The 12,431-nt window shown below is 69.0% G+C and carries 8 protein-coding genes and 1 pseudogene; all 9 read right to left on the reverse strand.

The window, feature by feature from the left end; genetic code table 11:
* On the reverse strand, window positions 1-366 hold a 366-nt coding region (locus ACFFNX_RS34015), incomplete at its 3' end, for an MFS transporter (RefSeq protein ID WP_378209977.1).
* 95 nt (window positions 367-461) lie between these two features.
* Window positions 462-1,868: a S28 family serine protease gene (locus ACFFNX_RS34020; RefSeq protein ID WP_378209978.1), complete on the reverse strand. Its 1,407-nt coding sequence runs from the start codon at window positions 1,866-1,868 to the stop codon at window positions 462-464.
* A 111-nt stretch (window positions 1,869-1,979) separates the two neighbouring features.
* On the reverse strand, window positions 1,980-2,417 hold the full coding sequence (locus ACFFNX_RS34025) for an acyl-CoA thioesterase (RefSeq protein ID WP_378209979.1): 438 nt from the start codon (window positions 2,415-2,417) through the stop codon (window positions 1,980-1,982).
* 105 nt (window positions 2,418-2,522) lie between these two features.
* Window positions 2,523-3,290: a group II truncated hemoglobin gene (locus ACFFNX_RS34030; protein WP_378209980.1), complete on the reverse strand. Its 768-nt coding sequence runs from the start codon at window positions 3,288-3,290 to the stop codon at window positions 2,523-2,525.
* Between the two features lie 145 nt (window positions 3,291-3,435).
* Window positions 3,436-5,133 (reverse strand): energy-dependent translational throttle protein EttA, encoded by a 1,698-nt coding sequence (ettA, locus tag ACFFNX_RS34035; protein WP_378209981.1) that lies wholly within the window; start codon window positions 5,131-5,133, stop codon window positions 3,436-3,438.
* Window positions 5,134-5,252: 119 nt separating this feature from the next.
* A complete protein-coding gene (locus tag ACFFNX_RS34040) occupies window positions 5,253-6,455 on the reverse strand; it encodes a GGDEF domain-containing protein (RefSeq protein ID WP_378209982.1) in 1,203 nt (400 codons plus the stop codon).
* A gap of 2,711 nt (window positions 6,456-9,166) precedes the next feature.
* The gene (locus tag ACFFNX_RS34045; RefSeq protein ID WP_378209984.1) at window positions 9,167-9,679 is read right to left on the reverse strand and encodes a single-stranded DNA-binding protein; all 513 of its coding nucleotides are present in this window, start codon (window positions 9,677-9,679) and stop codon (window positions 9,167-9,169) included.
* 533 nt (window positions 9,680-10,212) lie between these two features.
* Window positions 10,213-11,895: a P-loop NTPase family protein gene (locus ACFFNX_RS34050; RefSeq protein ID WP_378209986.1), complete on the reverse strand. Its 1,683-nt coding sequence runs from the start codon at window positions 11,893-11,895 to the stop codon at window positions 10,213-10,215.
* A gap of 43 nt (window positions 11,896-11,938) precedes the next feature.
* A pseudogene (locus tag ACFFNX_RS34055) lies at window positions 11,939-12,431 on the reverse strand (AAA family ATPase); the annotation flags it as partial.

Consider the following 12,431-nt stretch of genomic DNA (forward strand, 5'->3'; position numbering starts at 1 on the left):
CCAGCCGAGAATCAGCCGGCCGCTGGCCGCGTGGATCGACGCGCCGCCCGCGCCGGCGACGAAGAAGCACGCGCCCAGCGACGGGGTGCTCGCCACGGTGGTGGCGGCCAGCAGCGCGAGGCCGGCGACGGTCAGGCCGGTGGAGAGGATGATCCGCTCACCCCAGCGGTCGGCGGCGATCCCCCAGAGCGCCAGCGCGATCAGCAGCCCGGCGACCGGGCAGGAGATGAGCGTCGCCGCGTCGCGGAGGGAGAGCCCCCGGTCCGCGCGGAGCGCCGGGATCAGGTAGGGAAGGCCGTACTGGTACGCGCACCCGGCGATCATCGCGAACAGCCCGACAATGAGGATCAACCACCGCCTGCTCATAATGCGATATTAACGTCTCATGATTTGAGATGATCTCGGGGTGAAGGAAACCCCCGCCGAGTGCTCTCGACGGGGGTCTCCCCTGCCGTGCCGGATCAGAGGCGCGGGTGCTGCATCAGGACCGGGTCCTCGGTGACCTGCGGGCCGACGAGCGCCTTGGCCTGCTGCGCCGGCGAGGAGACACCGGCCCAGCGGAGCAGGTCGGCGGTCACCTCCGCCTTCTGCGCGGCCGGCAGCGTCGCGATGAGATGGGAGCTGTGGTTCTGGCCCGGCGACACGTAGACCTTCGAGTCACGGGCGTGCGGGCCGACGCTGAACGGCTCTGCGCCCCACGGGTCGTTCTGACCGTAGATGAACGCCATGTGCGTGGCGCTCGTCCGCACCCAGCGGTCGACGTCCTTCATGGCGTTCGGGTCGAACCTCATCGGGATGTCCCGCGGGACGTACGTCCGCGGCTGGTAGGTGCTCTCGTGGCGGAGCAGGGGGTGCAGGTACTTGAAGCTGGGCGACGGCCAGCCGAGCTGGGTACCCGCCTGGTAGTAGTACGGGATGAACTGCTCCAGCTCCTGGTCCGTGTAGGTCAGGGCACCGGAGATCAGGTCGAAGTAGTCATAGATCTCATCGGTCGAGGCCGTCGTGGGCGGCACGTCCTTGCACTCCGCCTGCAGGTGGTACTGCCAGAACGCCCATTCGAAGTCCATCACCGAGTTCTCGAAGGCGACGTCGACGGACTTGACGATGTTCCAGGTGTAGCCCGCCTCCTGGGCGGCGGCCGTCATCCGCGCCTCGATCCCGGTGCGGCGCTTGAGCAGTTCGCGCTGGAGGTCCTGCAGGTCCGTACGGCACTTGGGGTCGGTGCCGACGGTCTTGAAGAACCGGTCGTAGGCGCTGTCGTCCTTGTTGTTCACGTCGTTCGGCGCGACGTAGGCCACCGTGCCGTCGACGTCGTTCGGGTAGAAGCGCTTGTGGTACGTGGCGGTCATGCCGCCCTTGCTCGCACCGGTGGAGACCCACTTGCCGTGGTAGATCGTCTTGAGCGCCTTGATGAGCACGTGCTCGTCGGTCGCGGCCTGCCAGATCGTGTCCTTCGTCCACTGGGCGGGCTGCGGGATCGACGGCGAGAAGAACCGGTACTCCACCGAGATCTGGTTGCCGTCGACCAGCGCGGTCGGCTCGGACAGGAACATCGTCTCGGGGGTGTTGTAACCGCTGGTGTAAAGGACCATGGGCCGGTCGTCGGACTTGTGCTCGAGCAGGACGCGCTGCTCGAACCAGCCCTTGTCCGGGTGGCGGTGGTCGACCGGCTGACGGTAGTCCAGCCAGAACCACCGGTAGCCCGTGAGGGTGGAGGTCTTCTCCTGCACCGTCATGCCGGGAATCGCCTTGAGCCTGGCCAGGATGTCGCCATCCGCCTTGGCGGTCGCCGCGTGCGCGGTACCCGAGACACCGCTGAGACCCGCCGCGAGCATCACGGCCAGCAACCCTCGTGAGACCCTTCGCATTCTCACCCCTATGTGATCGCGCCAATGAGCAGGCGCGACATTACGGGCAAGAATGGGTAAAGAGCTGTTTCTGTCGGGTTTGTTACTAAACTGTCGTCAGCGGCGTTTTACTCATCGGTAGGCCGAGAGGAACGCGACCTCGTCTTCGCTGAGCCTGCGGGAGCGGGTGTTCTCCAGGTCGTAGGCGACGATCACCGAGGATGCGCGCACGTAGAGGTGCTCGTCGTCCCGGATCTCGTACGCGAGCGCGAACGAGGCGGCGCGCAGTTCGGTCACCCAGGTCTCCACGCGGACCGGCTCCGGCCCGAACAGCAGCGGGCGCTTGTAGTCGATCTCATGCCGGGCGACGACCAGCCCCTTGAGCGGCGCCGTCCCCTGGCGCAGGGGATCGAGCCGGAACATCGACACGCGTGCGTCTTCGAGGTAGGTGAGGTAGCGGCAGTTGTTCACGTGCCCGAGCACGTCGATGTCGCCGAACCGCACGTGGAACTCGTGAATGTGCCGGCGAAGCTCTTCTCGCCGATCGGTGTCGAGGGCAGGTTGAACCATGCGTCATCCATCTCGCGAGGCCGTACAGGTCGGTCCTCAGTCTCCCCGCCCCGCCTCAGCCGGCGCACGGCGGGGTGCGCACCCGCGCGGAGAGCCGGGGACACGTCACGAGGAGGGGGTGTAGGGCGGGGCGACACCCCAGCCCCAGCGGGGGACGGGGGCCTGCCGCGGAGGGCGGGCGCCCGGCTGGGAGTTGGCGAAGGCGAGGCGGGTCCCCCACTCGATGTAGCTCGCGAACGCGGCGCGGAACTCGGGGTCGGCGGGCAGGCCTACCTCGTCGGCGGCGTCCATGAGGAGGTCGACCCAGCGGCGGCGCTGGGGTTCGGTGATGGCCTTGCCGAGGTGGCGGGCGAGCATGTGGTGGTAGCCGCCTCGCTCGTCGGTGTAGCGGGACGGACCGCCGAAGACCTCGGCCAGCCACATCGCGACGTGCTTGGGGTGGCCCGGGTCCATGTGAGCGAAGAGGGGACCGATCAGGTCGTCCTTGAGCACCTGGACGTAGAACGTCTCGGTGAGCCGCTCGAACGCCTCGGTGCCACCCGCCCAGTCGTACAGGCTGGGGGTCGAGGAGCCGGTGCCGCCGACGGCGGTGCGCTCGTAGTGCCGCATCTCCTCGATCTGCTGGACGTACGGTTCGATCTCCGCGAAGAACGCTCCGAAACGCTCACCGCCGCGGAAACCTCGCACGTGGTCCTCGGCGGAGGTCCACGTGATGCGCAGGACGTACCATTCGGGCTCTTCGACACAGCGGGACAACTCGTAGTCCACACACTGTGGCGCGGTGGCCAGGGGCACCACGGCACGCCCGTAGGCGGCTTCGAACTCCTCGGCGTCCTGCCGGTCGATCCGGTAACGGATGTACTCGACGATCATGTGATCCTCGCCTCTGAAGCCGCCCGCAGGATGTAATGATGTAATCATACTGACAGGTCGACCGAGGTGGCCACAAGCGCAGCGGCGGCACGGCCGGCGGGTGTGGTGCGTCTCCCGCGGTCGTGCCGCCGAGGTGTCCGAATGGTCAGCGGGTGAGCTTGCGGTGGGTGACGCGGTGCGGCCGGGCCGCCTCGGCGCCCAGGCGCTCGATCTTGTTCTTCTCGTAGTCCGCGAAGTTGCCCTCGAACCAGAACCAGCTCGAACCCTCTTCCCACGCCAGGATGTGCGTGGCGATGCGGTCGAGGAACCACCGGTCGTGCGACGTGATCACCGCACAGCCGGGGAACTCCAGCAGGGCGTTCTCCAGCGAGCTCAGCGTCTCGACGTCGAGGTCGTTGGTGGGCTCGTCGAGCAGGAGAACGTTGCCGCCCTGCTTGAGGGTGAGCGCGAGGTTGAGGCGGTTGCGCTCACCGCCGGACAGCACACCGGCGGGCTTTTGCTGGTCCGGGCCCTTGAAGCCGAAGGCCGCGACGTACGCGCGGCTGGGCATCTCCACCTGACCGACCTTGATGTGGTCGAGGCCGTCGGAGACGACCTGCCAGACGTTCTTGTCCGGGGGGATGCCGCCACGGCTCTGGTCGACGTAGGAGATCTTGACGGTGTCGCCGACCTTGAGGCTGCCCTCGTCCGGCTTCTCGTCCGCGGTGACGCCGTCCGGGGCGCCCGCGCCGGCCGCATTGACGATCATACGGAACAGCGTGGTCTTGCCGACGCCGTTCGGGCCGATGACGCCGACGATGCCGTTCGGCGGCAGGGTGAAGGAGAGATCCTCCATCAGGAGACGGTCGTCGAAGCCCTTGCTGAGGTGATCGGCGACGATCACCGTGGTGCCCAGGCGCGGGCCCGGCGGGATCTGGATCTCCTCGAAGTCGAGCTTGCGGGTCTTGGCCGCCTCGGCCGCCATCTCCTCGTAGCGCTGGAGCCGGGCCTTGCTCTTGGTCTGACGGGCCTTCGGGTTGGAGCGGACCCACTCGAGCTCCTGCTCCAGACGCCTCTTCTTCTTGGCGTCCTTCTGCCCCTCGACCTTGAGACGCTCGGCCTTCTTCTCCAGGTAGGTGGAGTAGTTGCCCTCGTACCCGACGAGACGGCCGCGGTCGACCTCACAGATCCAGCCGGCCACGTTGTCGAGGAAGTACCGGTCGTGGGTGACGGCGAGAACGGTGCCCTCGTACTTCTCCAGGAACTGCTCCAGCCACTGCACGCTCTCGGCGTCGAGATGGTTGGTGGGCTCGTCGAGGAGCAGGAGGTCGGGCGCCTCGAGAAGAAGCTTGCACAGGGCCACACGGCGGCGCTCACCGCCGGAGAGCTTCGTGACGTCCGCGTCCGGGGGCGGGCAGCGGAGGGCGTCCATGGCCTGCTCGAGCTGGCTGTCGAGATCCCAGGCGTTGCGATGGTCGAGCTGCTCCTGGAGCTTGCCCATCTCCTCGAGCAGCTCGTCGGAGTAGTCGGTCGCCATCTTCTCGGCGATCTCGTTGAACCGGTCGACCATCGCCTTGGTCTCGGCGACCCCCTCCTCGACGTTGCCGAGGACGGTCTTCTCGTCGTTGAGCGGGGGCTCCTGCTGGAGGATGCCGACGGTGAACCCGGGCATCAGGCGGGCCTCGCCGTTGGAAGGCTGCTCGAGGCCGGCCATCATCCGGAGCAGCGTGGACTTGCCGGCGCCGTTGGGTCCGACGACACCGATCTTTGCTCCGGGGAGGAAGCTGAGGGTGACATCATCGAGAATGACCTTGTCACCGTGTGCTTTGCGCGCACGCTGCATCGTGTAGATGTACTCCGGCATGGACCCAAGCCTAGGGCCTCCGGGGCGGTGGCCTTACCGGCCTGAGCGGATGTTCCTCCACCGTTTCGGCTCGGATCGTTGCCGTTGTGATCGATGTTGCGGATCGTTGTTGCGGGGGCTCAGGCCTTCTGGGTCGCGGGGAGACAGATGCGGTCGCGGCCGGACTTCTTGGCCCGATAGAGGGCGAGGTCGGCGGAGGCGAGGAGTTCGAGGAGATCCTGGCCGTGCGTACGGAAGAGGGCGACGCCGACCGAGACCGTGACGGTGACCGACTCGTCGTCGGCCGGCACGGACAGCCGGCGTACGCGGTTGCGAAGGCGTTCGGCCACCCGGCAGCCCTCCAGAATGTCGGCGCCCGGCAGAAGGACGACGAACTCCTCGCCGCCGAACCGGCCGACGACGTCGTACTCGCGCAACTGGCTCACAAGCGTGCCGGCGACACCGATCAGCACCTGGTCGCCGGCCAGGTGCCCATGGGCGTCGTTGACCCGTTTGAAGTGGTCGATGTCGATCAGCAGGAGGGCGAGGGACTCCCCCGTACGGTTGGCGCGGGCGATCTCGGTGTCGGCCTCACGCTGCCAGGCCGCGGCGTTGAGCAGGCCGGTCTTGGCGTCCGTACGGGCGGCGGCCTGAAGCTGCTGGTGCATGAGGCTGCGCTGGAGCAACATCACCGGCGGCAGGGCGACGAGGATCAGCGCGGGGCTGAGCGCGCAGGCGATCGTGACCAGAACGCCGAGGCAGAGCTCGACGACGTCGAGGACCAGGTGCTCGCGGTTGCGCAGATGCTCGTGCCATCGGCAGCCCGGGGCGGAACTGTGCGCGGCCACCGCGACGATCGCCGTGTTGATCACCGTGAACAGCACGGCGCAGGCGACCATCGTCGGGATGACCGCCTCGAGGTCGATGAGCCACCGTGTGCCGGCCTGGAGCGGGTCCGGTACGACGAGGTGGAAGGTCGCCGAGGCCGCGGCCCCCGCCAGGCCGTGCGCGGCGGCGACGATGGCCCGCCGATGCAGCAGCGTGCGGCGTACGCGCAGTTGCAGCAACGCCTGCATCGGAATCGGGATCAGCAGCGCGTACACCGGTGGCAGGAGCAGCGCCACGGGAAGCCACCAGGCGGAGAGGAGGTCACGCCCGATGCCCGCGGGCATGCCGAGCCGCCGTGACGCCTCGATGCAGAGCGCACCGGCCCCCATCAGCGCCGCGAACGTGAGCAGCGCCGCCGGCCGCCACTCCGTACGGGCGGCGAGCATGCCGATCAGTACGAAGTGCAGACCCACGACCACGACGACGTACGCGATGATCGGCGCAGGTTGGGCCAACAGTGGCCAGCGTGGAGGCTTTCTGGTCACGTCGCCCCGGTCCTCGGCGGCCGACTGATGCAGTGCCGTCATCATTCCCCCAACGGATCGGGCCGGAGCCGCACGTCAGGACCGCCCTCTGGCTGAGGGCGAGCCGTGCTCACCTCATCATCGAATCACATTCAGTAATAGGATAGTTGCAATGTGTGCGGAGTGGGCGGGGAAAGCTGTACCTTCTTAGAGCGCCCAGCGGATGAAGGGCGTACGCTCAGGCCCGCAGGCGCTCTTCGCCCCCCTGAGTGCCCCGTAACCCCCGTCCGGCCCGACGCCGGGTGGGACGCACCATTTCCGGAAAGGGAATCAGGATGCGCGGAGTCTCCTGGATCTGACGCCGACAGGGCCACCGCCTTGCCGCCCGCCCGACCCCGCTGGCCGACGTCCATCCGGGCCGAGCCGTCACGCCTTGCAAGCCCAAACACCGAACCGATGCATACCCGCACGGTGAACCGACGCATGCCCGCAGGACGAGTCGACGCACACCTGCACGGCGAATCGACGACACCTGCGCGCTGAATCGGCGCACGCCCACATAGCGAGTCGACACACGCCCGCACGGTGAACCGACGCACACCCACATGCCGAGTCGACGCACACCCGCACGGCGAGTCGGCGCACGCCCACATGGCGAGTCGGCACACGCCCGCACGGCGAATCGACGCACATCCACATGGCGAACCGCCACACGCCCGCACGGCGAACCGACGCACATCCACATGGCGAACCGCCACACGCCCGCACGGCGAGTCGGCACACGCCCGCACGGCGAATCGACGCACACCCGCACGGCGAACCGCCACACGCCCACACGGCGAACCGGCACACACCCGCACAGCGGCTACAGCGAGTCGGCACACGCCCACTCAGGACCCCTGGCGCATACCCGCACAGGGACCCGGCGTGTGCCCGTGCAGGGTTCCGGCGTATGCCCATGCAGAGAACCGGCGCACGGCCGCCGCCGCGCAGCGGGTCTTGCGATGCGGAGCACCGTCATATCAGGCGCGTCGCCCGCAAGGGCCGCTGCGCGGCGCCCCCTCCTGCGGCCGAAAGGGCATCTTGTGGTCAGCCTCCGCTCCCCCCTGCGGCCTCACCTCTCAGATCCAGGAGACGCCTCGCTGGATACGCATCACCTCCATCCCCCACGTGCGGGGACTATGGGCGGGGGTCTCTGACCAGGTAAGGAGGGTCGTGCGGCCCTCGGCCGCACCGAGCGGGCGGCCGGGACCGCGAGCGCTCCCAACCCTCCCGGGCCCACCGGCGGGTCTGGAACGTCCCGTGCTCAACCTCCGCTCTCCCCCCGTGGCTCGCCTGTCAGATCCAGGAGACGCCTCGCCGGATACGCATCGCCTCCCTCCTCTCACACCTGGAAACGACGGATGGGAGACCCTGGCAGGTCGCGGGATCTCCGCGTGCCCCTCGGCCGCACCGGGCGGGTGGGACTGCGAGCGTTCCCGGCGCTCCTGGCCTCTTGGGCGTGTTTCGGCTTGTCTCGCTGGTGTGCGACTCGACTGACATGAGCGACGGTTCTCCATTCGAAATCGATAGGTCGGGCCCAGCCGGGATCGACGCGCTCGTGCGCGCGCCGGAGCCGGCAGGCCCGATACGGCCAAAGCCGAAAGGCTCACAGTGCGACCGGAGCCGGTAGGACCAGTGCGCTCTGGCAGGGCCAATCCGCCCGGAGCCGACGAACCCGGAGCAGCCGGAACCGACGGGCCTGGTACGGCCAACCCGGTACAGCCGGAACCGACCAACCCCAGTACGCCCCGGCAGGCCCAATCCACCCGGAGCCAACGGACCCGGTACGGCCGAAGCGGGTAGGCCCGCCCTGCCCGAACAGGCCCAATCCGCCCAGAGCCGACGGTCCCGGCACCGCCGAAGCCGACAGATCCGATACGGCCAACCCGGTACGGCCGGAGCCGACCAACCCCGGTACGCCCCGGCAGGCACGATCCGCCCGGAGCCAACGGGCGCGGTGCAGCCGGAGACGACGGGTCCAGCGCGGCCGAAGCGGGTGGGCCGGCCCTGCCCTGACAGACCCGATCTGCTCGGAGCCAACGGTCCCGGTACCGCTGGAGCCGGTTGGTCGGGCACCGCCGAAACCGACAGACCGATACCGCCGACACCGGTAGAACCGGCACCGCTGGAGCCTGTAGGTCCGGCACCGCCCAAACCGACAGATCCGATACCGCCGAAGCCAACAGGTCCGGCACCACCGAAACCGACAGGCCCAGCACCGCCCAAACCGACAGACCTGGCACCGCCGAAACCGACAGGCCCAGCACCACCGAAACCAACAGGCCCAGCACCACCGAAACCAACAGGCCCAGCACCACCGAAACCAACAGNNNNCACCGAAACCAACAGGCCCAGCACCACCGAAACCAACAGGCCCAGCACCACCGAAACCAACAGGCCCAGCACCACCCAACCGACAGGCCCAGCACCACCCAACCGACAGACCCGGCACCACCGAAACCGACGAACCTGGCACCACCGAAACCGACAGGCCCGGCGCCACCCGAGCTAGTAGGCCCGGCGCCGATGAAGCCGACAGACGCGATACGGCCGAAGCCGGTAGGACCGGCACCGCCGAAGTCAGCAGGCCCCGATGCCGCCGGAGCCAGCAGGCTCGGCGCCGCTGGAGCCGGTGGGCGGTAGAAGAGCAGGGTGGCTGGTTAGGCGGCGGCGCGGAACGGGGGTGTGGTGCCGTCCTCGTCTGTGTCGTCGATGTCGTCGGGCTTGTCGGTGGTTTGGGGGGTGAGTTCTTCGGCGTCCTCGTCCAGGTCAGCTTCGAGCCAGCGGTCGGCCACGTCGTCTGCCTGGCGGCGGTCTTCGGGGAAGGCGGAGCGTTGGGCGCGCTGGAAGCGGGCCACGCCTCGGCTGAGGTCGTGTCCGACCGTGGTGGCTTCGATCTGGGCGGAGAAGCGCTTTTGGCCGTCCCTGACGTACTCGCGGATGCGGAGCTTGCCCGTGACGATGACCGGGTCGCCACGTTGCAGTTCGCAGGACTGCAGGTTGTCGGCGAGCGTGCGCAAACAGGTCACGGTCAGGAACATCGGGTCGTCGTCTCGCCACTGGCCGATCTCCCGGTCGTAGCGGCGCGGGGTGCTGCCGATGCGCAGGGACATCAGTGACGTGCCGCTCGCGAGAACCTCGAAGATGGGGTCTTGGGCGACGAAGCCGATCACGGTGACGACTGCCTCGTTCACGAAGGGGCCCTCCGGTCTGTCCGTGGCGGTCCGTTACCGCCGGTGTGGCAACCACGGTGGCGGACGTCGGACAAGCGCCACCAGACCCCTGCGTAATCTGTGGATAACTCAAAGTGAGTGGAAATTCGAGTTGGGGTCGCTGCCTCGTCCCAGCGGAACGGACGCCCGCATCCAGGCTCACACGGCGCGGCTCGGTGAGGTGAGGGTGGGCAACGCCGGCTCTGCTCGGCGGGTGGCTTGCACGGGATGGCGGTGTGGCCGGTTGCCTCTGTTCGCTGAGTGAGTCGTGTGGCGTGTCGGTAAGGCTCATGTGGCGCGGAGGGTACGGTCTGGAACCACTCCGCGCTCACGCGCCCCTAGAGCGCACCCCGTCTGAGCCAGGGCTTCCAACGGCCCAGGGCAGCGCCGATCACCTCGAGGCGGAACCCGTCCAAGGACGCACGGACACGGCGATCACCAGCCCACACCGGGAAGGACCCGCCTGGCACACCAAATGAACCGAGTCGCCCGGGTCAGTGGGTGAATGAGCCGATGGCGGTGAAGAGTTCCTCGCGGAAGTTCTTGTACACGGCCAGCTCGCGTTCGATCGGTTCGAGGACCAAGGTGCGGGCGGACGTGTTGATGCCCTCGCGCATTCGCTCTTCCAGGCGTTCGCTGTGGCGGACCGAGGACAGGGCGATCAGGTTGCGGACGGCCGAGGACGTGAACGCGCCCAGGCCCAACGTGCAGACGATCAGGAGGCACACGTACGGGATCACGCCTGTGTCGCCGAGGACGGTCAACGGTGCGTGGCCCAGTTTCAGCACGCCGTACGCCACGATGCCGCCCAGCCACACCACGCCCAGGACCGAGGCGGCGATGAGGAGGTACTGCCAGGCGCGGACGAACCACCACCACGCCGGGATCTGGTTGAAGGCCGGCACGACGTCGCGCAGCGCGTTGCCGAGTGACTCCGGGAGCTGTTCGGCCTTCGACCGGCCCGCCTCGCGGACCGAGCGCTGCCACGACGGCGGCAGGTCCTCCACGACCCCCTCCGTCACCTCCTGCAAGGCGTTGTCCACATGCGCCTGCTGGGCGTTCACCGGCGTCGTGAAGGCCGCGCGCAGCTCCTGGCGCAGCTCGCCCAGCCGCATGCGGCGGAGCGGGTCGGAGTGCATGCGGGTGGCCAGGCGGCCGATCGGCCAGCCGACGTAGTCGTGGGCCCGCAGGGAGTAGGCGCTCTCCATCGACTCCGCCACGGCCGGGACGCCGGCGGCGTCCGCCAGGGCCTCGGCCAGGGCCGCGGCGCGGCGGTCGTCGACCTTCTCCGGCGGATCGGTGGCGCCGTACTGGCCCTCGAAGCGCTGGATGAGGCGGTCGATGTCGGCGACGAGGCGGTCGAGCCGGGCCTGGCGGGCGGCGACCGCGTCGGCGAGCACCTCGCGGAAGCCCTCGACGCCCGTGCCGGCCTTGGCCGAGGTGGTGAGGATGGTCGGGCCGCCCATGCCCTCGGCCTCCAGCAGGCGCCGGAGGTCCTTGACGCACTCGGTGACCTCTTCGGGCTCCAGGCGGTCGATCTGGTTGAGGATGATCAGGGTCACGCCGGTGTGGCCGGAGAGCTGCTCGAAGTAGCGCCGGTGGACGGCGAAGTCGGCGTACTTCTGCGGGTCGAGGACCCAGACGATGAGGTCGGCGACGCTGACGTACTTGTCCACCTCGGCGAGGTGGGCCGCGCGGATCGAGTCGTGGTCGGGCAGGTCGAGCAGGACCAGGCCCTGCAGGGAGCCCACCTGGCCGTCGCCGTCGAGGGCGCTGGCGCGGGCGTAGCGGTGGCGCGACTCGATGTCCAGCCAGTCGAGCAGCGGGCCGGCGCCGCCGAGGCCCCAGACGCAGGCGTGGGCCGAGCTGGTCATCGGGCGGCGCAGGCCCGTGGGCGACAGCTCCAGGCCGCACACCGCGTTGAACAGCGATGACTTGCCGCTGCCGGTGCCGCCGGCCAGGGCGACCACCGTGTGCTCGCCGGACAGCCGCAGGCGCTCGCCCGCGCGGGCGAGCAGCGCCGCCGCGTCGTCCATGAGCGACTGGTCGACCCGGCCCTCGCCGAGGGCCACGAGCCGGTCGAGGACGTCCAGGCGGACGGACAGGCCGGACGTCTCGGGCGGCGGTGGAGTCTGGGTTTCCTCAAGCGAGGAGACCGGCGGTGTCGTCGCCGTCATCGGTCGCGCTCCTCGTCGTGTCGGGACAGCGCCCGGCAGTGGCTCACCGGGCGACCTCAAGGTTGTATGTGGCCTGGTAGAGCTGGACCGGCGTGGTCTCGTCCGGCACTCCGGCGCCGTCGAGGGCCTGCCCGAACCGGATCGCCTCCTCGTCGTAGAGCATCCCGATCCGGCTGCGCAGGTCGGCCCTGGCCTTGGCGCTCATGCTACGCAAGGATTCGGCGCCGAACAGCGCCTTGAGCAATCGCTGCGGCACGGCGCTGTTGCCCGCCTCGACGGGCGCCTCGCTCGTGCCGAACCCGAGCAGTCCCACCATCATCACCAGGGACAGCGCCTCGTCGTCGTAGGAGACGAACTTGGCCACGGACCGCTTGGTGACGCCCTCGGTGCGGATCAGGTCGATGATGTGCTCCTGCCAGGAGCTGACCGCGCGGATGGCGCGGCGGGGCAGCTCCGCGGAGGCGCGGCCGAGCTCGTCGGCCCGTCCCTCGAGCAGGTGGGCGCCCGCCGGGCGGGCCCGCCATCGGGCGACGACG

The sequence above is a fragment of the Actinoallomurus acaciae genome, from assembly GCF_042429965.1.
GTDB classification, from domain to species: domain Bacteria; phylum Actinomycetota; class Actinomycetes; order Streptosporangiales; family Streptosporangiaceae; genus Actinoallomurus; species Actinoallomurus acaciae.